Source organism: Kushneria sp. EE4, assembly GCF_977968315.1.
On record NZ_OZ386212.1, the window covers coordinates 53780 to 75953 of the forward strand.

At 61.7% G+C, this 22174-nt stretch carries 19 protein-coding genes; 9 read left to right on the plus strand and 10 right to left on the minus strand.

Annotation, left to right across the window (positions count from 1 at the left end; all coding sequences use genetic code 11):
* Nucleotides 1-63: 63 nt before the first annotated feature.
* The 3 genes from ACXMYO_RS00315 to ACXMYO_RS00325 form a co-directional block, all read right to left on the minus strand.
* Complete coding sequence (locus ACXMYO_RS00315; protein ID WP_438766008.1) at nucleotides 64-1014, minus strand: MerR family transcriptional regulator; 951 nt, start codon at nucleotides 1012-1014, stop codon at nucleotides 64-66.
* A gap of 191 nt (nucleotides 1015-1205) precedes the next feature.
* The gene (locus ACXMYO_RS00320; protein ID WP_457807441.1) at nucleotides 1206-1589 is read right to left on the minus strand and encodes a sirohydrochlorin chelatase; all 384 of its coding nucleotides are present in this window, start codon (nucleotides 1587-1589) and stop codon (nucleotides 1206-1208) included.
* Between the two features lie 61 nt (nucleotides 1590-1650).
* Nucleotides 1651-2703: an NAD(P)/FAD-dependent oxidoreductase gene (locus ACXMYO_RS00325; protein WP_457807442.1), complete on the minus strand. Its 1053-nt coding sequence runs from the start codon at nucleotides 2701-2703 to the stop codon at nucleotides 1651-1653.
* A gap of 133 nt (nucleotides 2704-2836) precedes the next feature.
* On the opposite strand from ACXMYO_RS00325, the gene ACXMYO_RS00330 reads away from it, so the two are divergent.
* Nucleotides 2837-3739 carry a TIGR01777 family oxidoreductase gene (locus ACXMYO_RS00330; protein ID WP_457807443.1) on the plus strand — a complete coding sequence of 301 codons (903 nt, stop codon included), beginning with the start codon at nucleotides 2837-2839 and terminating at the stop codon, nucleotides 3737-3739.
* Nucleotides 3740-3773: 34 nt separating this feature from the next.
* Here the strand turns inward: ACXMYO_RS00330 and rapA are convergent, their stop codons facing one another.
* Together rapA and ACXMYO_RS00340 are read right to left on the minus strand one after the other, a co-directional pair.
* Entirely contained in the window at nucleotides 3774-6701 is a 2928-nt protein-coding gene (gene rapA, locus ACXMYO_RS00335; RefSeq protein ID WP_457807444.1) for an RNA polymerase-associated protein RapA, read from the minus strand.
* A 173-nt stretch (nucleotides 6702-6874) separates the two neighbouring features.
* A complete protein-coding gene (locus ACXMYO_RS00340) occupies nucleotides 6875-7660 on the minus strand; it encodes a hypothetical protein (protein WP_457807445.1) in 786 nt (261 codons plus the stop codon).
* 84 nt (nucleotides 7661-7744) lie between these two features.
* On the opposite strand from ACXMYO_RS00340, the gene ACXMYO_RS00345 reads away from it, so the two are divergent.
* Nucleotides 7745-7996: a hypothetical protein gene (locus ACXMYO_RS00345; protein WP_438766018.1), complete on the plus strand. Its 252-nt coding sequence runs from the start codon at nucleotides 7745-7747 to the stop codon at nucleotides 7994-7996.
* The gene (locus tag ACXMYO_RS00350; RefSeq protein WP_457807446.1) at nucleotides 7986-9446 is read left to right on the plus strand and encodes a phospholipase D-like domain-containing protein; all 1461 of its coding nucleotides are present in this window, start codon (nucleotides 7986-7988) and stop codon (nucleotides 9444-9446) included. Before ACXMYO_RS00345 ends, ACXMYO_RS00350 begins: the two co-directional genes overlap by 11 nt.
* A 29-nt stretch (nucleotides 9447-9475) precedes the next feature.
* Here the strand turns inward: ACXMYO_RS00350 and ACXMYO_RS00355 are convergent, their stop codons facing one another.
* On the minus strand, nucleotides 9476-9775 hold the full coding sequence (locus ACXMYO_RS00355; RefSeq protein ID WP_438766021.1) for a hypothetical protein: 300 nt from the start codon (nucleotides 9773-9775) through the stop codon (nucleotides 9476-9478).
* A 172-nt stretch (nucleotides 9776-9947) separates the two neighbouring features.
* Between ACXMYO_RS00355 and ACXMYO_RS00360 the strand changes: the two genes are divergently transcribed.
* The 4 genes from ACXMYO_RS00360 to ACXMYO_RS00375 all read left to right on the plus strand — a co-directional run bounded on the left by ACXMYO_RS00360 (nucleotide 9948) and on the right by ACXMYO_RS00375 (nucleotide 14765).
* A complete protein-coding gene (locus ACXMYO_RS00360; RefSeq protein ID WP_457807447.1) occupies nucleotides 9948-10688 on the plus strand; it encodes an alpha/beta fold hydrolase in 741 nt (246 codons plus the stop codon).
* Nucleotides 10689-10868: 180 nt separating this feature from the next.
* Entirely contained in the window at nucleotides 10869-11957 is a 1089-nt protein-coding gene (locus ACXMYO_RS00365; RefSeq protein WP_457807448.1) for a TAXI family TRAP transporter solute-binding subunit, read from the plus strand.
* Nucleotides 11958-11992: 35 nt separating this feature from the next.
* The gene (locus tag ACXMYO_RS00370) at nucleotides 11993-12484 is read left to right on the plus strand and encodes a DUF1850 domain-containing protein (RefSeq protein ID WP_457807449.1); all 492 of its coding nucleotides are present in this window, start codon (nucleotides 11993-11995) and stop codon (nucleotides 12482-12484) included.
* 31 nt (nucleotides 12485-12515) lie between these two features.
* Nucleotides 12516-14765: a TRAP transporter fused permease subunit gene (locus ACXMYO_RS00375; RefSeq protein WP_438766025.1), complete on the plus strand. Its 2250-nt coding sequence runs from the start codon at nucleotides 12516-12518 to the stop codon at nucleotides 14763-14765.
* 24 nt (nucleotides 14766-14789) lie between these two features.
* Here ACXMYO_RS00375 and ACXMYO_RS00380 read toward each other — a convergent pair whose 3' ends face one another.
* The 3 genes from ACXMYO_RS00380 to ACXMYO_RS00390 all read right to left on the minus strand — a co-directional run bounded on the left by ACXMYO_RS00380 (nucleotide 14790) and on the right by ACXMYO_RS00390 (nucleotide 16815).
* Entirely contained in the window at nucleotides 14790-15791 is a 1002-nt protein-coding gene (locus tag ACXMYO_RS00380) for an LLM class flavin-dependent oxidoreductase (protein ID WP_457807450.1), read from the minus strand.
* Nucleotides 15792-15964: 173 nt separating this feature from the next.
* Nucleotides 15965-16288, minus strand: a complete 324-nt coding sequence (locus ACXMYO_RS00385; RefSeq protein WP_438766028.1) for a hypothetical protein — start codon at nucleotides 16286-16288, stop codon at nucleotides 15965-15967.
* Nucleotides 16289-16551: 263 nt separating this feature from the next.
* The gene (locus ACXMYO_RS00390; RefSeq protein WP_438766029.1) at nucleotides 16552-16815 is read right to left on the minus strand and encodes a type B 50S ribosomal protein L31; all 264 of its coding nucleotides are present in this window, start codon (nucleotides 16813-16815) and stop codon (nucleotides 16552-16554) included.
* A gap of 262 nt (nucleotides 16816-17077) precedes the next feature.
* Between ACXMYO_RS00390 and ACXMYO_RS00395 the strand changes: the two genes are divergently transcribed.
* A complete protein-coding gene (locus ACXMYO_RS00395) occupies nucleotides 17078-19450 on the plus strand; it encodes a mechanosensitive ion channel family protein (protein WP_457807451.1) in 2373 nt (790 codons plus the stop codon).
* Between the two features lie 15 nt (nucleotides 19451-19465).
* Here the strand turns inward: ACXMYO_RS00395 and ACXMYO_RS00400 are convergent, their stop codons facing one another.
* On the minus strand, nucleotides 19466-20500 hold the full coding sequence (locus ACXMYO_RS00400) for a LacI family DNA-binding transcriptional regulator (RefSeq protein WP_457807452.1): 1035 nt from the start codon (nucleotides 20498-20500) through the stop codon (nucleotides 19466-19468).
* Between the two features lie 364 nt (nucleotides 20501-20864).
* On the opposite strand from ACXMYO_RS00400, the gene ACXMYO_RS00405 reads away from it, so the two are divergent.
* Complete coding sequence (locus tag ACXMYO_RS00405; RefSeq protein WP_457807453.1) at nucleotides 20865-22172, plus strand: ABC transporter substrate-binding protein; 1308 nt, start codon at nucleotides 20865-20867, stop codon at nucleotides 22170-22172.
* The last annotated feature ends 2 nt before the right edge of the window (nucleotides 22173-22174 follow it).

The following is a 22174-nucleotide window of genomic DNA, read 5'->3' on the forward strand; positions in this document are numbered from 1 at the left end:
TGTTCCTTTCGCAAGCGACCCGCCTTCAGGGCGGGTCGCGATCAATTCATGGCGGTGTCGCCATCAGCCGTGACGAGCAGTGGCCAGTCTCAGCTGTGCGATGGCGCGGGCCGGGTCGTTGTCCAGCGCGCCAAGATTGTTTTCATCCATGTTGTGCAACTGTCGCGTGACCGACCCTGCAACGCGGATGGGCAAAACGCCCTGATAGGCAGCCTGTGAGAGCTGGCGACGAAGACCTTCGATATCGGCTTCCATGGCACCGGACAAGACGATGGTTTGAGCGTCCTTTTTGCGGGCCGCTTCGATAAGCTCGCCGACCGGGACAGGGCCATCAAACAGTGTGATGTAAAATCCGGCGCTGCTGGCTGTAAAGGCAAACAATAATTGCCAGAGTGCGCCACAGCCGCCGGGTAGATAGCTCATCAGAATGCGGGGTTCGGTATTTTCATGGTTGCCATGATAAAGCCGCAGACCCAGTCGGGTTCTCAGAAACGATTCCAGAAAGCAGCGTTGTGCCGTGGGCGTGGCATGATCTGCCCAGACATCTTCCAGACGCTCTACCACCGGCTGCCAGAGACGTGAAATGGCCGTATTGACCGGATACAGTCCCATGCTTCGGGTGAAAAGGTTTTCAAGCCGATTGGTATCGAATTCGGCAACAGCATCGATGACTTCAAGGCGCTGACCTTCCCAGTCATGGTCCGGTGCCGTTTCTTCGGTGCCCAAAGACCGGTCACTGCTTTCTTCAGTTGCCGTCTCGCTTGAAGCCTGATCGAGCAGCTCGCCGACCTGGCTTACGGGCACGCCGCGGTTGAGCCACTGCAGAATGCGCTCGACCCGCTCGATGTCTTCACGGGCATAGAGGCGATGCCCCTTTGGAGTACGTCTTGGCTGAATCAGCCCATAACGGCGTTCCCACGCACGCAGCGTTACCGAATTGACGCCGGTCAGGCGTGATACCTCTCTAATGGGATAGAGCGGTCCGCCGACTGCATTTGCCACTTTCTCAGTCATGGTAAAAGAGAGCCTCCTTCGCAGTTCCTGCTGGCAGGAACGTGGAAACACGGTATCAGGTGTCCACGTTGCGAAAATGAGCTATTCGACCTGTATGCATGATTGCGCTGGCCATCAGGGTCGAACAAATAAATTTAACCTGTGTAGAACTGAAGTGTAGCAGTATTTGCACAGGTGTTGTACGTCAAACTTCACTTTGTACAACTGCTGTCACGCTGATTCTCTGCCACGATTGATACCACGACGTCTGCAAATGACGGATGCTGGCCTACCGGGTCCAGAAGGGTGAGAGAGAGTTCGGGGGTGTCTCGCCGCAGCGCGTCCAGCTGTGCCGGCACGTCTTCGCGCAGATGACGGCCGGCGGCAAAAAAGAGCGGCAGAATATCGATGCTGTCAAACCCGTCGGCATGCAGCTCCTGTACTACCGTTTCAAGCAGCGGATCACAAAGCTCCATGTAGGCCAGACGCACCGGAGAGGACATGCGTTCCTTGAGGCGCTGTTCCAGGGTTTCAAAGGGGGCCTGCCAGCGGCTGTCCGTGGAGCCGTGAGCCAGTACGATCAGTGCAGTTGTCATGTCGGTTTCATCCTGAGTCAGCAAAATATTGAAGCGGGCAGCCATTTTCAGCGGCCGGCGTTCATGGGTGGCATAGGGCCCGAGCAAGGCGGGTGCCCGACTGCCAGGCCGCCTCGACACGGCCATCGATGCACCAGTCGCCACAAAGTGACAGCCCCTGCGACCGGTCGATCAAATAGCCGGCGGGATCATCGATCGGTCGGCGTGGCTGGGCGTAACGCCATCGATGGGCACCCTGTGCCCTGATATCGGGAAGCGCCCGGGGATAACAGCTTCGAAAGGCACTCACCATCTCGTCGGCTACTTGGGCAGGGGCCTTTTCAAGGTGTCGATCAGACCAGTCATCGTGTGCCAGAAGCGTCACGCGCTCGCCGTCCTGCTGTCCCGGGTGAGTCTGCTGACGCGCCGCCCAGCGCAGCACAGGCGAGTCATCAAGCAGGGCGCCGTGCCAGGTATCGATGCCTGCCGGCATGCTCAACGGGGCATCAAGGTGTATCCACGTACTCCAGCACGAGGACATCCCGGGCAGGGCCCATCGGGAGGCTGCGTCGTTGCCCAGCAACTCAGCCACCTGGGGCGCCGGCAGGGCCACGATGACATGGTCAAATACTCCCCAAGAGTGGCCGTTTTGATCCTTGAGCACCCATCCGGACGGCTCGCGTGTCAGGGAGGTAACGCGCACGTTTTGATGCAGGGTCAGCGGTTCGGCCATGGCATCGGTCAGTGCAGCCATGGAGGGCCGACCCGAATAGCGGGGATGCTCGGGATGGCGCACCTGCCACTGCCCGTTTTCTCCATGCGCCACGGCCTGTGGCCACTGCGCAACGATGCCTCGCTGTTCGAAATCCGCAACGACCCGGGCGAAATCGGGATCGCGAACGGTGAAATACTGGGCCCCCAGATCGAACAGGCCATGAGCGTTGCAGCGTGATGACATGCGACCGCCCGGCCGCCGCCCCTTGTCAAAAATTTGTACATTCCTTCCTGTCTGCTGCAGTGCCCGGGCGGCTGCCAGCCCGGCCATGCCGGCGCCAGCGATGGCTATATTGTGCAAGAAGTCCACGAAAGCCTCAAATTGTCTGAAGGGGTTCAGTCCCGGCGTCTTTGGCGCCATCGGGCGTGATCCGAATAAATCTTGTACGTTATATGTACCAGAAGCGCGTCGACGTCAAAACGGTCCGGTTCGGATTTTGACCATCGGCCATGCCGGTCGGCGCGATCTCCATGAATCAGGCGGGGAGAGTGACGTGAATATAGTAATTACCGGAGCAACCGGGTTTGTCGGCCAGGCGCTTTGTCGTTACTGGCATGAAAAGGGACACACGCTGATGGTGGTGTCGCGTCAGCCCGACAAGACCCATGCCACCATCGGTGTCCCCGTCATGGCCCGCGCCGCGGCGGTCGATTTTGCCGATCAGCAGGTGGATGCGGTGGTCAATCTGGCCGGCGAGCCCATCTTTAACCGCCGCTGGAGCGAGGCTCAAAAGAAAAAGCTGATCGAGTCACGCGTGAAGGCCACACGCGATGTCGGCGAGCTGTGCCAGCGTCTGGAGCAGCCGCCGGGAAGGCTGATCTCGGGCTCGGCAATGGGTTATTACGGTGATCAGGGCAGTCGGGAAGTCACCGAGCAGACCTCACCTCACGATGAGTTCGCCCACAGGCTCTGTCGGGAATGGGAAGAAGAAGCGCAGCAACTGGCCACGGATCAAATGCCGGTGGCCTGCATTCGTATCGGACTGGTGCTGGACCGTGATGGCGGCATGCTCAAGCCCATGCGACCCATGTTTCGCCTGGGCGTGGGCGGGCGGCTCGGGAAGGGGCGGCAGTACATGCCCTGGATTCACCGCCACGATCTGGTGCGCATTATCGACTTTCTGCTCCAGCATGACGGCATACAGGGCGCGTGGAATGCCGGCGCGCCACAGCCCGTGACCAACGCGGAATTCACCCGCACGCTGGCGGCCAGTCTGAATCGGCCGGCCCCCTTTGTCGTGCCGGGGGGCGTGATATCGATGGGGCTGGGAGAAATGTCGCAGCTGCTGTTGACCGGGGCACGCATGGTGCCGGCAAGACTCGAGGCGGCCGGTTTCCAGTTTGACTACCCGACCCTTGAAAAGGCGCTGACCGCCATCGAGCGTCGCGCCGCCTGAGCGGCGCGACTTCAGCCACCACGTACGACCCGCGCTACTGCGGGTCGACGGTCACGATCACGCGCACGGCATCAAGCTGCAAACGGGTGCCGGCGATGGCCTCTTCAAGGGCCAGGCGCTCCTGGTGCAGCATCTCGACCTCCTCGGCGCGCACGTCCGGGTTGCGCTGTGCCAGCGCCTCGAGTCGATCGATTTCTTCTGTCAGCTGGGTCGTCATCCGGCCCCGTGCCTCATCCACCAGTGCCGGCAATTCTGCCTCGGCCTGCTGTTCGGCCTGATCAAAAAGCTCGCGCAGCTGCTGCTGACGTTCCCGGATCAGGTTGCGGGCCACGCCTTTTTTAACGTGGCGCAGGTTCTTCGCCAGCCCCCCGAAGGAGACCTTGTCAGAGAGCACCTGGCCCGATTCATCGAGCAGAACGCGTACCGTGGCAGGCGGGAAAAAGCGATTGACGTGCAGCGCCTTCGGCGCACTGGTGCGCGTACGGAAAATGGCTTCCAGCATGAAGCGCCCGCCCGGAATGGACGGATGGGCCAGCAGTGCCAGTGCCGTATTGCCCATGCTCTCGTTGGTGGCCCGGGAGAGCATTTCGCGTACCAGTGGGTGCTCCCAGGACAGACGCTGAAGGTCATCGCGTGCCAGGGCGCGCGCTCGCGAGCGGGTGGCGGTAAAGCCTTCCTCGCCACGGATCAGTCCGGGCATGCCGTCGACCATGTGAGACCCCGGATGCAGATAGGTCAGACCTTCGTCCGTTTCCCGGGTGTCGATGCCGAACACGTCCAGTGCCTGGTCGAGATAGCGATCAAGCGTTGCATCATCATCAAGCGACTGGACGGCTTCGATCATCTCGCTGGCATGGTGAGCATCAAACGAACTCCAGCCCAGCAGGCGGTCGCGCCCGGCCTCACGCTCCTGGCGCGTCTGTACTGCCAGAGCGCGCGAGGCCTCGATGACCTCTTCAAGTGCTTCTTCGTCCAGCAATGCATCAAACAGGGCATCGCCCTGGGCATCGCTGATCACGCTGCCCAGACCGCTGGGCGCCTCAAAGGCCGCCAGCGCTTCCTGATACCAGCGCAGCAGGGCAGCGTTCGGGCTGCCGTCCATGACCGGCAGGTGAATCTCGACATCGTGCTGCTGGCCGATACGGTCCAGACGTCCGATGCGCTGTTCCAGCTGATCAGGGTGGGGCGGCAGATCAAACATGATCAGGTGATGGCAAAACTGGAAGTTGCGCCCTTCAGAGCCGATTTCAGAGCAGATCAACAGTGGGCTGCCATCCTCGGCCTCGGCAAAGGCGGCGGCGGCACGGTCGCGCTCGATCAGCGTCATGTTTTCATGAAAGACCGGGACATGCAGGCCGGTCAGGACCTGCAGACCGGCGGCCAGCTCGCGGGCGGTTTCGCCGTAGTGGCAGATCAATAGCGCCTTCTCGCCGGGATGGGCCTTGAGCCACTCACGAAGCCAGGTCATGCGCGGGTCGAAGCGCCACCAGCGGTCATCGTCCTGAGTCTCCTGCCGGCGCGCCTCAAAGGTGGCCTCGGGATAAAGCAGGATCTCTGGATAGTCCAGCCCGGTTTCGATCAAAAGACTGTCCAGATAGTCCTCATCGCGATGGATGCGCTGCTCGATACGGCGATAGGCGCCCGGGTTTTCCAGCTCGCTGACGTGCAGGCGGCGCACCGGGAAGCCGCTGACGTGGCGGCGGCTGTTGCGAAACATGACCCGGCCGATGCCGTAGCGGTCGAGCAGCACGCGGCGCAGGGATTCCCGCAGCGAGAGCTGTTCATCGCTGCCGGGCTGCATCAGATTCTCCAGCAGGGTCAGCGCCTGCGGGTCGTCTTCGATGATGGCGTGCAGGGTGTCACGGTGCTGCGCCTGTGACGGCAGCTGCTCAAGAGCCTCGATCGCCTTGGCAAGCGTTGCGTGACCGCGCTGCTCGGCGCGAAAGGCGTCAATGTCGTGATAGCGCTCGGGGTCCAGAAGGCGCAGGCGAGCAAAGTGGCTGACGTCGCCCATCTGCTCCGGCGTGGCGCTCAAAAGCAGCAGCCCGGTACGCTGGGTGGCCAGCGCCTCGACGCACTGATAGCCAGCGTCACCACCGGTTTCCGGGTCCCATTCGAGATGCTGGGCTTCGTCCACAATCAGCATGTCCCAGGCACAGGCCTGTGCCTGACTCTGACGCTCGGGATTGGCAAAAAGCCACTGCTGGCTGGCCAGCACCAGCTGCGCGGATTCAAACGGATTGCCGTCGCCGCCGCGCGCCTGGCTTTGCTGCTCGTCAAGCAGGGTGACCTCGATGGAGAAACGGCGCAAAAGCTCGACCAGCCACTGATGTGTCAGGCTGTCCGGGACCAGAATCAGGGCGCGCTCGACGCGCTGGGTCAGCAGCAGGCGATGCAGCACCAGCCCCGCTTCAATGGTCTTGCCAAGACCGACTTCGTCGGCCAGCAGGACACGCGGCAGGCGGCGGCTGGCGATATCATCGGCAATGTGGAGCTGATGGGGAATCAGATCGATACGCGGTCCGGACAGGCCGAAGCCCGGGTGGCGCTCGATGCGGGCCAGATGCTGAAGGCTGCGGTAGCGAAGGTTGAAGGCATCGTTGCGATCGATCTGACCGGTCAGTAGACGGTCGCGGGCCTGATGAAACTGCATGCGATCGCTGATGCGCGATTCGGGAAGCTCGCGCTCGCCGTTGTCGTCCCGGCCGATGTAGGTGATGCGGCCGCCCTCGTCGCGCAGCTCGCTGACCACCAGAACCTGGCCGTCGTCGGTGTCGATGCGGTCGCCGCGCCCGAACACCACGCGGGTCAGAGGGGCTTCGCGCACGCTGTAGGTTCGGGTTTCATCGCTGGCGGCAAACAGGACCGTCACGCTGCGCGCATCGCAGTTGAGTATGGTGCCAAGCCCCAGCTCGGTTTCGCCGTCACTGATGAAGCGTTGACCGGTAATAAAATTGCTCATGATGCCTCGAAAATATCGCCTCTCGGGCGCGCGGGTACAGATTTGGATCGGTCATCGACTGGAGATGAACTGCCGTGGGCCATCGGCGCGCCATGGCGTCAGCCATGACCCCTGGAAAGGGTGCCTATCTTAACCAAAAGAGACGGCCGGCGGGACGTTGATGTGGGCATGGGTTACGGCGTCTGTGCCGCAAACAGGGTAGACAGATCATCAACGCGCGTCAGCGCCCTGTCTGGCCCGACGTGCAGCAGCACCGGCAGGCGTTGGCTTCCGGTAAGGGCCAGCAGGCGCTGGCGCGGGTCCAGCAGCAGTGCCGTGTTTTCCAGCTCGAGCTGCTGATCGGGATGCTGGTCGAGATAGCGGATAACGCCCAGAAGAGGCTCTCCCTGATTGATCAGCGCCAGTGCCGGGCGATGGTCCGCCGGCCGGCCGGCCAGTCTTTCGAGCCACTGCCGACAGGGTGGGCAGTCGCTGCGCCACAGTAGAAGATAGCGCGGCGATGTATCATCGGTCGGCGTCACCGAATGACCGTCAAGCGATTCAAGCGTCAGCGCAGGCAGGGTGTCGGGCAGCGGCGAAGACAGTTCTGATCGCCACTGATCCAGCCCCCACCAGAGCCCGCTTGCCATCATGATCAGCGTGCAGAGTCTTTTGTTGGATACGGGGCGCTTTCGGCAGTACCACACCGTCCAGGTCAACAGGGCAGCGAGGCCACCGGCGGCGACGCCCGTGCCATGGTCTCCCGGCCATGGTAGCGTGCGAAGGGACATGCTTTGAAAGGGCCATGACCACAGCCAGGCGCCGACCGGCCAGACAATCAGCGCCCCCAGTGCCCAGCGCGTTGTGACAGAGCGTGCCAAGGGGCTGATGAGGTGCGCGACCAGCAGCGTTATCGTGGCGCAGGCCGTGAACAGTTGCCCGGCGGACAGGGCGGTCATGGCGCTATCAAGGAGTTCCATTCGTTTTTTCCATCATGCGTTAAACTTGGACCGGCCGGCATGCCCGGCGGTGCTTTCTGATCCATGTCGTTGCCGGTGATTTTCATGCCCGATTCCCGCTCTTTGCGCGCTCGACGTCGTGATACCCCTCGTATCCTGGCCATTGCGACCCAGATGATCGGCTTTATTCTGATCGTGCTCTTTGAGACCCTGTTACCTGAACATCTGAAACGTCCGTGCCAGGGCCTGGTCCTGGTGGCCATGCTCGTGGCAGCGCTCTATGCCGCCCTGCTGCGTCGCTATTACCGCAATCGGTCGCTCAAGCGACGTGACCATGAGTCCTTCCATGACCAATGATATGAGTTCCAGTGCGCTGGCGCGCTGGGCGAAACAGTACGGGCCGCCCTCGGAAAGCAGCAGCGGCATGCGCCTGCTGTCCGATGGTCTTGATGCCTTTGAAGTGCGTGCGCATCTGGCTCGTTACGCTGAATACAGCATCGACAGCCTGAGCTATCTCCTTGAGGACGGCACCACCACCCAGGTGTTGATGGCCGAGCTTCTGGCTGCCGCCGAGCGCGGCGTCAGCGTCAGGATGCTGGTCGATGACATGAGCGCCATCAGCGTGCAGGGCATGCTGCGTGCCATGCAGACCCACCCCAATATCGACGTGCGCCTTTTCAACCCGGCAACCTTTTGGCGTCGCTATACTTGGAGCCATCGACTCGCCATGGGGCTGACCATTCGTCAGTCGCATCGGCGCATGCACAACAAGCTCTGGCTGGTGGATGGCGTGGTAGGGGTCGCAGGCGGGCGCAACCTCAGCGATGACTATTTCATCACCAAAAGCGAATACAATTTCGCCGACCTCGACATGCTGGTGGCAGACGGTCACGTTGCCGAGCAGATGCGCGAATGCTTCAGCCAATACTGGCACGGTCACTGTGTGCGCACGCTGACCTCTCTGGTTCCGGAAACCCCGGGTCGTGACTGGCAGGCGCTGCGTGATGAACTCAAGCGCAAGCTGTCCGGCGAGGAGCTGGCGGACTCTGCCTTTTTGCCCATTCATCATGGTGAGAAGCGGGCACTGGAAGAGGGGCTGGGCGAGCTGGTTCAGGCCGACGGCGAACTGTACTGGGATCACCCCGACAAGCCCTGTCAGCCGGGTTACCCATCCCGCGAGCTGATCATGGGGCCTGCCCTGGGCGCGATAGTGGCGCAGACGCAGCACCACATCAAAATTGTCTCGGCCTATTTTGTGCCCAGTGAGCGTGACGTCATCGATATTGAAGCGCTACTGGACAGGGGAGTGGAGGTCACCGTATTAACCAACTCCCTGCAGGCCAGTGACACCCCGGTGGTCAACGGCGGCTATGCGCCCTGGCGGCAACGCTATCTTGAAAAGGGCGCGCATATGCATGAGTTGCGACACGGCTACAAACCGCGCCGGCGACGCAAGCACCATTTCGGCATCATGGCCTCCAGCCTGCATGGCAAGGCCATGGTCATGGACAATAAAAGACTTTTTATCGGTTCTTTCAATATCGATCCACGCTCGACCTGGTGGAACAACGAGATGGGACTACGGGTCGAGCACGATGGGTTGGTGGCAGAACTTGACGAGGTCATCGAACGAGCGTTGAGCCCGGCCAGCAGCTTCAAGGTCGAGCGCGATGATCAGGGTCAGCTCTCCTGGCTGACCGTGAACGAGAACAACGAAACGCACCGATTGCACAAGGAACCCGGCACTCTGCTGGCCCGGGCCCAGAAATGGCTGGGTGGCATGCCGGGTATCAGCCGGCTTCTGTAGGGCGGCGCCGGGAAGCGCCGGTAAACGGCCTAGCTGTTGTGCTCTATGGCTTCCTCGGCGGTACAGGCCACGTTGTCGACGATGGTCCACTGCTCCGGGGTCCCGCCTTTCTCGACGGCCTCGATGAGTGCTGCGGTCGCACGGCGCACATAGGGTTTGCCATCCTCCTCGTGCGCCTTTTCAAGATCACTTTCCATATCCGCGATCAGCGCCTCGACGCCATCGTAGTCATCACTCCACTCGAGCGCCTGTTCGGCCGCTTCGTTGATCGTTTCTCCAATGCCGATAATGGCGCTGTCACTGGCGACAATATAACCGCTGGTATCCATGGGTATGCATCCTCCATAACCGTTCGAGGGGGGACCGGCATTACCGGGAGTTGTCGGACATGAGCCTCAGTATAGACATGCCTGTGCGGTCATCGACAATCGCTCGCTGTCATGTGCAATAACGCCAGCTATGCTCAGCATGAATATTTCATGCGTGTATCAGGGAGACAACATGCTGCCATTGATCGATCGTGGCCGGGGCGAGACCGCACTGGTCATGATGCACTTTTTCGGTAATTCCCACCGCGAATGGCTGGAGGTTATCGAACATCTGGGACCGGCGCATCGCTGCGTTGCGCTGGATATGCCGGGATTTGGCGATGCCGCCGACCGCGATGGATTCGATACCCGTGCCATGGCCGACCAGGTGGAACAGACCATCGAGGCAATGGGACTTGAGCGAGTTGTATTGGTAGGCCACTCGTTTTCCGGCAAGGTGGCCATGGTGCTGGCGGCCCGACGCCCGAAATGGCTGGTTTCAATGGTGCTGGTGGCGCCGGCACCGGCCGGTCCGCAGCCGGTCAGTGACGAGGAGCGCGAGTTTCAGCAGGCCTTTGATCACGGCCGTGAGCAGGCCGAGGCCTTTATCGATGGTGCGATCGCACAGCCCCTGTCGCCGGCGCGCTATCGTGACGCCGTGGAAGATGCCATGCGCGCCTCGCCCGAGGCCTGGCAGGCCTGGCCGCGTCACGGCAGCCGCGAAGACTTCTCGGCCGAGGTGGGGGTGCTGGACTGCCCGACGCTGATCGTTGTAGGCGACCGGGACCCCTCATTGCCGCCGCAGACCCAGAAGGCCCTGGTACTGGGTCAGTTCGCCTCACCGCGCCTTGAGGTGATTGCCAATCACGGGCACCTGCTGCCGATGGAAATGCCGCAGCGGCTGGCCGAGCTCATCGACGACTTCGTGAATTAATGCATCGAGGTCGTGACATGAAGTTCTGATTTTTTCAATGCGACCAATGGATGCCGTGCCCAATGCCTGTCAGGTGTTGGGCACGTTGTATTACGCCTTTGCCCCTGTATACATTGGCGTCGCACGACAGCGCTCGATGAACAAAAGCGTACGAGACCAATGGATCAGGGGATAAACACCATGAATTACAAAAGCGGACTGATAGCGGCCTCGCTGGCCCTGCTGATGCTCGGCGGCTGCGGCGATGACAGCGACAATCAACAGACGGACAGCGCCGAGAACGCTCAGCAGGAGGGCGACGACCGCCAGAACAACGCAGGCGAGGCGACAGCAGATCCCGTTCAGGTGGTGTTTGGTACCGGGGGCACCTCGGGGGCCTACTATGCGCTCGGCGGTGCATTGAAGTCCGTGCTTGAAGCCAGTCCGCTGGTGCGTAACGTCCAGGTGGTCTCCACCGGTGCCTCGGTGCAGAACATCCAGAATATTCAGGACGGCCTGAATCAGCTGGCCATCGTCATGAGCGATGTGGCCTATGACGCGGTCAACGGTCAGAACCAGTTTGAAGGCAATGCCGCCGACATTACCGCCATCGCCGGGCTGTATCCCAACGTGGTGCAGGTCGTGGCGCTTGGCAATAGCGGTATCGACAGCATCGAAGACATGGCCGGCAAGCGTATCGGCGTCGGTCAGGTGGGGTCCGGCGTAGAGGCCAGCGCCAGAATCGCCCTGTCCTCTGCCGGTCTCGAGTACGACGATCTGGCGCGCGTCAGTCATACCGGTTATGCCGACAGCGTCACCGAAATGAGCAACGGCAATCTGGATGCCGCCTTTTTCACCTCGGGCGTTCCCAACAGCAACATCACCGGGCTGATGCAGAGTCGGGACATCAAGTTCGTCAACATCGACGGCGATATCGCCCGGACGCTGATGGACGACTACCCCTACTATCAGAGCTACACCATTCCGGCCAATGCTGCCGAGCGCTATAACCTCTCCGAGCCGGTCAACACCGTGGCCATCCGCAACCTTCTGATCGCCCCGGCCAGCATGCGTGACGATGTGGCCGAAGAACTGGCGCGTCGCTTTGACGAGTATCTCGGTTCCGGTCAGGTGGCCGTGGGTGCCCTGCGTGAGGTAGGCGCCGATACGCTGGATCAGGATCTGGTCCTGCCGGTGCATCCCGGTGCGCAGCGTTATTACGACAGTCGCGAGGCAAGTGCGGCGCAAAACGACGCCGAGGGTAGCGACGCAGACAGCGACGCGACCTGAGCGAGCGCGTGCGGCGTCGTCACGGATGGCTTGTATTGTACGCGCTTGTCGTCGTGCTGGTGTTCTGCTGGCCCCGGTCCTGGCTGGTGGTCAGCGAACTGACCGGCGAAGACACGCTTGAGCGGCGCTATGTGTTTTCCGGTGATGATGGCACACGCTTTTCGTTGCGCTGGCAGCATTCGGTAGAGCGTGAGGACTGGATCGAAACCTTTGAGCTGTCCCGGGGCGGGATTCGCGTGGTGCGCAGCCGCTTCAAGACCTTCGGGGCCGGCGTGCCGGATATCGGCCGTGCCAGCCATGTCGAAAAGGGCTGGGTTGTACTGGATGACATCGATCGCCCGGTAGACCCTCTGCTGGTTCAGGCCGCCGCCCGGGAACACTATCGCATGGCATATGGCGGGTACTGCTTCGATCTGGCCGCGCTCGGGGCGGCGCCTGTCCTGAGATTCCAACAACAACGGCTGCCACCCGTGATGGTCATGGGCGCCCTGTGGCGCCCCTGGTGGTACCGGATGACCGGGGAGTAGCTGGGCCCCGGGTCAGTACGGAGACAACAGCATGAACACAAAAGCGGATAGCCGTGACGCTTCGGGTGACAAGCATGACGGCGCCGAGCTGACCGGTGGCCTGGCAGGCAGGGACGACAGCGCTGCGCTGGACCCGGCACTGCTGGAAAAATATGACCGCGAAAGCGCCATACGTCACAGTCTGCCGCGCCATTTCGCCCGAGTCGTAACGTGGCTGGGCGTGGCGCTGGCCCTCTTTCATCTTTATACCTCGACGGCCGGGCCGCTGATCGATATTCAGCAGCGCAGCATTCACCTCTATACGCTGATGGCCCTGGCCTTTGTGCTCTATCCCTTTACTCGCAAGGGTGCGCGCGACCGCGTACCGATTCGCGATGTAATCCTGGCACTGCTGGCACTGGGCATCGGGATTTACATGATTGTGTCCACCCAGCGAATTATCCTGGCCGCCGGGCGCATCACGGATCTGGACATGGTGATCGGCATCGTGGCCATCCTGCTGGTGCTGGACGCCACTCGGCGTGTGACCGGCTGGGGGCTGACACTGCTGGCCACGGCCTTTCTGGCCTATGGCATCTACGCCAGACTCTCCTTTTACCCCGAACTCAATCCGAATATTTTGATGGCGATCGGCCGCCAGCTGATGTCGCATCTGGTTTACATCACCGAAGGCCTGCTGGGCTCGGCGATTGCCGTATCGGCCAGCTATATCATTTTGTTCATTCTCTTTGGGGCCTTTCTGGGCAAGTCGGGGCTGGGTCAGCTCTTTAACGATCTGGCGCTGGCGGTGGCGGGTCATTCCCGCGGCGGGCCGGCCAAGGTGGCCGTCATTGCCAGCGGGTTTCTGGGCTCGATCAACGGCTCGGCAATTGCCAACGTGGTCACCACCGGCGCCTTTACCATCCCGCTGATGAAACGGACCGGCTACAAGGCCAACTTTGCCGGCGCCGTGGAAGCGGCCGCCAGCGTGGGCGGGCAGATCCTGCCGCCGATCATGGGCGCGGCGGCGTTTATCATGGCCGAGGTGCTGTCGGTGCCTTATACCCAGGTCATGATGGCCGGCATCATCCCGGCGCTGCTTTTTTATCTGGGCGTGCTGATCCAGGTACATCTGCGCGCCCTGCGCAACGGTCTAAAGGGAATCCCGCGCGATCAGCTTTCGCCGGTGCGGGCCGTCATGGTCGAGCGCGGGCATCTACTGGTGCCCATGGCGGTATTGATCTGGCTGCTGGCTGACGGGCGCGCACCGTTTTTTGCCGCCTTCTGGTCGATCGGTGCCACAGTGCTGATCTGCGGCACACGCCGCGTGGTGATCGGGGTGTCGCTGATTCTTCTGGCACTGATTTTTCAGCCACAGCTGGAAGGGCTGATCATGGGGCGGGGGATGCCGGCCATTGCCACAGAGCGGCTCTGGCTGCTGGCGGTGATTGCGGTACCGGTCATCATCAACGCGCTGCGTGCCAGCAAGGGTATCGTGGCCGAAACCATGACCGCGCGCGACTGCGTCGATGCCATGGAAGGCGGCATTCGCAACGCCATTCCGGTGGCCGTGGCCTGCGGGGCGGTAGGCATCATCGTGGGGGTCGCCACACTGACCGGCATCGCGCTGGAGGCGGCCGATGCCGTGGTGGCGCTGGGCTCACAGATCCCGAGTCCGACCCTGCAGCTGATGGTCACGCTGCTTCTGACCATGCTGGCTTCCATCGTGCTGGGCATGGGGCTGCCCAGCATTCCGACCTATATCATCACCAGCACCATGGCCGCGCCGATTCTGCTCAACCTGCCGCTGTTTCGTGAGCTTTCGGGCAGTAATGAGACGGCCGTGTTCGTGGCGCACATGTTTGTGTTCTATTTCGGCATCTTTGCCAACCTTACCCCGCCGGTGGCGCTGGCCGCCTATGCCGGCGCCGGTATCAGCGGCGGCTCGCCCAATGCCACGGGCTTTCAGGCCATGAAGCTGGCGATTGCCGGATTCGTGGTGCCCTTCATGTTCGTGTTTGCCCATGAAATGCTGATGATCGATTCCACGATCACCAATATCCTGATGGTGCTGGTGACCAGTGTGGCAGGCGTGACGCTGCTGGCCATCGCCGCCGAGGGCTATCTATGGACGCGGGTTAACATGGCCATGAGACTGCTGTCTCTGGCGGGCGCGCTGATGCTGATCTTCCCGGGGCTCTGGACTGACCTGGCGGGTGCGGGTATCGCGGTGATGGTGTTCATGATCAACCGGGCGCTGGCGGCCCGGGAGAAAGCGGGGGCGTCAGGCACACCGGCCTGACGCACACGGATTCGGTCGGGTCGCTTAGCGTCGGCCCGACCGAAGATCGGCAAGAATCTCGTAGCTGCGCAGCCGGTCGGCGTGCTCATAAAAGTCCGAGTTGATCATTACCTCATCGGCGCCCGTGCGTTCGATAAAGGCTTCGAGCTCACGGCGAACGGTGTCCGGTCCACCCACGATGGAGGCGCCCAGGTTGTTGGCGATGGCGGCCTGCTCGTGCGGGCTCCAGTCCATTTCGCGTACCGGCGGCGCCAGCTGGATACGACGGCCGCGGATCAGCGACAAAAACTTCTGCTGCTGGGTCGTGGCCTGATACTGCGCCTCTTCATCGCTGTCTGCAGCAACCACCGGAATGCCGACCATGGCATAGGGGGCATCAAGCACGCTGGAGGGCTGGAAATTGGTGCGATACAGCCGCAGCGCCTCCATCATGTAGCCCGGCGCGAACTGCCCGGCAAAGGCAAACGGCAGTCCCAGGTGTGCGGCGAGCTGAGCGCTGTAGCCGCTGGAGCCCAGAAGCCAGAGCGGTACGTGGGTGCCCTGGCCCGGCCACGCACTGACGCGCTGACCGGCCTGCTCATCGCCCAGATAGCGGGAAAGCTCTGCCACCTGCTGCGGGAAATCGCTCACACCGCTTTGCGGATTGCGGCCCAGGGCGGCAATGGTGGCGCCATCGGTGCCGGGCGCGCGGCCCAGACCCAGATCGATACGGTCGGGGTAGAGGGTGGCCAGCGTACCGAACTGCTCGGCCACTATCAGCGGCGGATGATTGGGCAGCATGATGCCGCCGGAACCGACCCTGATGGTTGAGGTGGCGCCCGCCACATGACCGATCAGCACCGAGGTGGCGGCGCTGGCGATACCGGCTGCATTGTGGTGTTCAGCCAGCCAGAAACGGTGAAAGCCCAGCGACTCGGCATGACGCGCCAGCGTCACCGTATTATCGAACGTCTCGGCGATGGCGCCGCCCTGACGCACGGGCGCCAGATCCAGTACGGACAGGCGGGTATTGGCAAGTAGGGACATGGTGGCCTCTGAAAATCACGGGAAAGCACTGCCGCCAGCATATCATTAGCAGGCTCATTATGTAGGACATCGGGTCGTGTCAGCGGCAATTCAAGGGCGGCAGAGTGCGTCACGGGGCAGGGGCATCAAAAAAGCCGGCTGAGCCGGCTTTTTAAGTGACAAAACAGTGTCGATCAGCGCTTTTGAGCGTCGCGGCGAATCTCGTATTCACCTTCCAGCGTGGCGTGACCGTCAGACGCTGCGGTATGGCCCTGCCAGGTTTGGCCCTGCTGGCCTGCCTGTTTTTTCATGCGGTGGCGCACCAGCGGCATCATGGCCCAGCCCAGCAGAATAAAGAACAGGGCCAGTACGCTGCCAAGCATCAGGAGAATACCGAAGATCATCCACGCACCCAGCATTTTCAGGGCGCCGGGCTGGCGGGAGGGCTGTGCTCCTCGCGCGCGTGCCTTCATCTCTTCGGCCATGCGCCAGGCGGCGTTATAACTTTGATCTGCCATGTAAACACTCCTCACGGGTAGTGGCTGAATCAAAATGGCTGATAATAAGACAATAGCGTCCATGGCAGGTTCATGCCCGGATACGTGATTCAGCCTGATTTATGTCACAAGGGGTCTGACGGGGAGAGATGCTGGTCGTGCGGGGTCGGGCAGGGCAGCCCTGACGCCCGAAAGAAAGCCTTTCGGGCATACAGGAGCGCTGCAGTGTTCGAAATATCGGCTCGAACGAGGCCGTATGACACGGGCGAAGCGCGCCCGGGGTCTTACTCTGCGTTGTTGCGCGTACCGAAGTTGCCAAAGCGACGACGGAACTGTGCTGCACGACCTTCAGAGCTGGCCTGACGCTGCTGGCCGGTATAGAAGGGGTGCGATGCAGAGGAAATATCCAGACGTACCAGCGGATAGGTCTCGCCTTCAAATTCGATGGTCTCGCCAGTGCTTACTGTCGAACGAATCTTGAAGTGTGTATCGGCATTGGTGTCGTGAAAGATCACCGTGCGGTACTTGGGATGGATGCCTGCTTTCATGGCGCGCTCCGGAAAGATGTTGGTCAGCCAAATTTAATGGCCGGGTATGATGGGCCAGCGTCAATATTTTTTCAACCGTTTTCCGGTCTGACCGGCCCCGGTGTGCCGCTTTTTGGTCGCGACTGCCCTTGAGGGGCGTTTGTCGGGTGAAGGAAATGGCGGCGAACCGTGTTGTTGTCACCGCCATTGATGCCCGCCACTTGTGAGCCGGGCCCGACCAGGTCACGCTGCCTGCCGGTTGGATCGAAAGGACTATCAGGCAATGCAGGCGATAACAGGGCTTTGGCCGCTGACAGCCATGCGCCGACTGGGCGCAATATTCACACTGATGCTGATTTTGTTGGCGGCGGTGCCACAGGCCCATGGCTCGGCCGCCGAGCTTGCCGGACTGGGGTCCGGCAGCGGCGACGGTTCTGGCAGCAGCGAGCAGGCCTCTCCCGAACAGATTCGTGACTCGCTCGATCAACTGATCTCGACGCTTGAAAACAGTGAGCAGCGCGATTCGCTGTTGCAGGGGCTGCGGGATCTCAGGGAGGCAAGCCAGGCCCGTATCGACAGCGACGACGCGCAGGGACCGCCGGGCGCCACAGGGCGTGGCCTTCTGGGGGCGCTTGCAGCCACCTTCGAGGAGGTCACCGGCCAGGAGGGCGAGGGGCGAAGTCTGGTCCAGAGCTGGCAGCACAATGCCGACAGTGCGCTGGATGATCTGTCCGAGCGCTTTGGCGAGCACGGCAGTCGCTGGATACTGCTGCGCGACTTTTTGATCACGCTGGCAGTGCAATTGATTGCAGGGGTGCTGCTTTATGCGTTGATCCGCGCCGTGGGCAAGCACTATGGGGTGGCACTGCGCCTGCCCGAACAGCCCACCGCCGTGGTACTGATGCGCTACTGTCTGCGACGGCTTCTGCCCATGGGTGTCGCCTTTGCCGGTACGCTTGCGATCACCTTTCGCATGGGCCCCACACCCGGCATGACCCTGGCGACCACGCTTGGCTGGGCGGCGCTTTGTGGCATGGTGTTCGCCTCGGTCTGCGAGGTTGTTTTCTCGCTGTTCTCCTGGGGGCATCGCCGCACGGCGCTGCGCCTGCTGCGACAGCAGGCGGCGTGGCCGCTTTTCTATATCGGCAGCGTGGCCGCTTTGGGCGACGCCCTTAACGCAACCCTGCTCACCGAGGCGCTCGGCAGTGATCTGGCCGGCTTCAGTGCCGAGGTGGTCAACATCACGGCGGTCGTACTGACCGGCTTTTTCGTGGTGCGCTTTCGTCGCCCGATCCGACATCTGATCCGCAATCGGCCGCTGAGCCAGCGTCAGCAGGGGGGCGCGGTCAGTGATCTGATTCAGGTGCTGGGCAGGGTCTGGCATATCCCGGCGCTTTTGATCGTGGCCGCCTCGCTGCTGGCCATCCTGACCTACAGCGGCGATGTGCGCTCGGTGTTTGCCCGGGCGCTTTTGACGGCCGCGCTCATGATCGTGACGCTGATCGTGACCGGCCTTTTGCGACGCAGCAGCCAGCAGGTACGCCAGCGCCCGCGGCGGTCGCTTTATACCCGCCGTCTGACGCGATTTGGCTATGTGCTGGCGCATCTGGGGTGCTGGGTCATCTTCGCCGAATGCGCCGCACAGACCTGGGGCTTTTCGATATTGAACCTCGGGCGAACCGGCGGGGTGGGCGAGCGTATCGCGCAGCCTCTGTTCAGTATCGGCCTGACGGTGCTGGTCTGCTGGCTGGTCTGGATTCTTACCGATACGGCGATCCACCGCGCCATGACCTCAACGTCGCGCTCCCAGCGCGGGCGGGCGCGCCGGGCACGGGCCGAGACCATCACGCCGCTGATGCGCAACGTGGTGTTTGTCACCATCGTGGTGATCGGCTCGATCGTGGCGCTGGCCAATCTGGGTGTGAACGTGACACCGCTGCTGGCCGGTGCCGGTGTCATCGGTCTGGCAGTGGGTTTTGGTGCCCAGACGCTGGTGCAGGATCTGATTACCGGCATCTTCATTCTGGTGGAGGACACCCTGGCCATCGATGATTTCGTCGATGTGGGCGGCAACCTGGGCACGGTCGAAAAGCTTAGTCTGCGCACCATTCGCCTGCGCGATCTGGACGGCATCGTCCACTCGGTGCCCTTTAGTCAGATCAAGGCAGTGCAGAACTACTCGCGCGAGTTCGGCTACGCCATGTTCCGGGTGCGCGTGCCTCAGCGCATGACCATCGACCGGGCCATCGAGATGATCGAGGAGACCGCCGGCGGAATGCGCAATGATCCGCTGTTTCGCTTCAAGATCTGGTCGGCGCTCGAGATGCAGGGCGTGGAGAGCTTTACCGAAGGCTCGGCCATCGTGCGGGCCCGCTTTCGCACGGCACCGGTCATGCAGTGGGAAGTGGCCCGCGAGTTCAATCTGCGTCTCAAGCGGCGCATGGATGAGGAGGGTTTTGATCTGGCCGTGCCGCGCACCAGTATCCATCTGGAAAACATTGATGGCCTGCTGGAGCATCTGCGCGGGTCGGCCGCGCCCGTGTCGCGCGAGGACCCTGACGTGATGGCGGCACCACCCGAATCCCGTGATGAAGAAGACGCGCAGGCGCCACCGGACGCTGCGTCGGAGGGAGGCGATGCGCCGTCGCGGCCCTGAGTCGGGTCGTAGCGCTCAGGCGCGGTCGTCGGGCAGCTGAAGCCGGCTTCGCACGATCTGGCGGGTGCCCTGGCGGCTGCCGGCGTGCAGGGCATCCTCGACCAGATCCATGGCCTGGGTGGCCATGGTCACCAGGTCATGGCGAATCGAGGGGATGGCCACATCCAGCAGTTCGGCATGCCGAATGCCGTCGATACACAAAAGGCGTGGCCCGCCGGCGTGTTCGGGCAGCGCCAGCCGGGCCCGGCGATAGGCGGTCAGAATGCCCAGCGTGATCTGATTGTTGATGCCGATCAGGGCGTCAGGCAGCGAAGGCCGGTCGAGCCGCTCATCCAGAAAGCGCTCGGTGGGTGCCATGGAAAAACCGCCGTAGTGCACTTCAAGGCTGATGGCGCTGCCGGCCAGCGCTTCACGAATGCCCGATACCCGCCCGATCGTGATCATCGACTCCGACGGCCCAGACAGGATCAAAAGCCGCTCGACCGGCTGTTGGCGCATCCATAGCCCGGCCTGATAGCCGCAGTCGAGATTGTCGATATACACGCCGCCGTGATGGGGCGCCGTTACCTCGCGGTCCATCAGGATAACCGCAATGCCTGCCTTTTCCAGACGCTCGAAATAGCCTGGCCGGTAGCGCCTGTCAGCAGAGATGACGGTCAGGATGATGGCGTCCACACCGCAGGCAATCAGCCGGTCGACGGCCGCCGCTTCCTGAACCGATGAGTCGCGGGAGTCCATGATCAGCACATCCATTTGACGCGCCTGGCCAAGTTGCGCCAAAGCGCATGCCAGCTCATGGAAAAAGGGGTTGTCGAGCTGCGGATTGATAACGCCAATGACGCAGCGTCGGGGCCCGGCTGCGGGCTCAACGGGCTGGCGCGGGCGCGGTAAATAGCCCATGTCGCGGGCGGTTTCCAGCACATGCTGACGTGTCTGCGGATGCAGCTGGTGGGGCGCGCTAAAGGCACGCGAGACGGTAATCGGGCTGACGCCGGCGGCGATGGCGACATCCTTTAACCGCACCCTGCCAGTTGATATGGGCTTCGCCATGGCGTTGTCGGGTATCCGTTCAAAAGGGCCGTCGCAGGCACTGCGTTTTCGTGCGGCCGATACTGCTATCTATCATTTTTTGTCATTTTTGCCGCCTGAAAGTTGCCCCGGGTGGGGGAGACATTCGTCGGTCGATGGTGATGTTGTTTTTCTACCCAAGCCTATCAATTGGTCCATGTTTTTTTAATTGTTTGTTTTTGCTGGTTTATTTAAAAAGCGACCTGCTTGCCTGAAATGCATTACTGCTTAACGATGTGGCAATGATGCGAATGACACCAAATGACAATAAAGAACAGGTCGGTGTGTCGCAGTGAAGCGATTTTCCGCCACGGGAAATCCATCAATGACCAGGGTAGACATTACAATGAAAACGTCATGGATCATGCTGTTGGCAGGGCTTGGAAGCGTCGGGGTCGCCCACGCGCAGACCACCATTACGGTGGCCACAGTGAATAACCCCGACATGGTCACCATGCAGAAGATGACCAAAGCCTTTAACGAGGCGCATCCCGATATTCGGGTCAATTACGTCACGCTGGCCGAAAACGAGCTGCGCCAGAAGATCACCACCGACATTTCAAGCGGCGGCGGTCAGTATGACGTCATTACCGTGAGCAACTATGAAACGCCGATCTGGGCCAAAAACGGCTGGCTCAAGGCGATGGACCAGCTGCCGGAGAGTTATCAGGTCGACGATCTGATTCCCAGCGTGCGTCAGGGCCTCTCCTTTGACGACAAGCTCTACGCCCTGCCGTTTTATGCTGAATCCTCGATGACCTACTACCGCAAGGATCTGTTCGAGAAAGCCGACATCGAGATGCCCGATCACCCGACCTGGAGCCAGATGCAGGACTTCGCCCAGAAGATTCATGACCCCAAAAACGGCGTCTACGGTATCTGTCTGCGCGGTTTGCCCGGCTGGGGCGAAAACATGGCCCTTTTCAGCACCATGGTGAACAGTTTCGGCGGGCGCTGGTTCAACGAGCAGTGGGAGGCACAGCTGACCTCTCAGGAGTGGAAAAATGCCGCCAACGCCTACAAGACCCTGCTGACGCAGTACGGCCCGCCGGGCTCGACGTCCAACGGCTTTACCGAGTCCGAAACACTTTTTGCCAACGGTCAGTGCGGCATGTGGGTCGACTCGACGGTGGCCGCCGGCTACCTCTCCAACCCCGACAACTCGAAGGTACACGAGCACGTCGGTTTCGCTCAGGCACCGCATGAAACCACCGAGGCCGGCTCGAGCTGGCTGTATGCCTGGGCGCTGGCCGTGCCGGAGTCGGCGAACAATCCGGAGGCTGCCCAGACCTTCGTTGACTGGGCAACGTCTGCCGATTACATCCAGAGCGTGGCCGATGCCCACGGCTGGCTGTCCGTGCCGCCCGGCACGCGTGAATCGACCTACGAAAGCCAGGGCTATCAGGAGGTGGCGCCCTTCGCCGGTCTGGTCGAGGAAGCCATCGCCAGTGCCGATCCCGAAAATCCGACCGCCGAGCCGGTGCCCTATACCGGTATTCAGTTCATCAGCATCCCGCAGTTTCAGGCCATCGGTACGCGGGTCGGTCAGATCATGGCCGGTATCCTGAGCGGTCAGACCAGCGTGGATCAGGGGCTTGATCAGGCTCAGGCCTTTACCGAGCGGCTGATGCGTCGCGCCGAGGTGGCGAAGTAGTC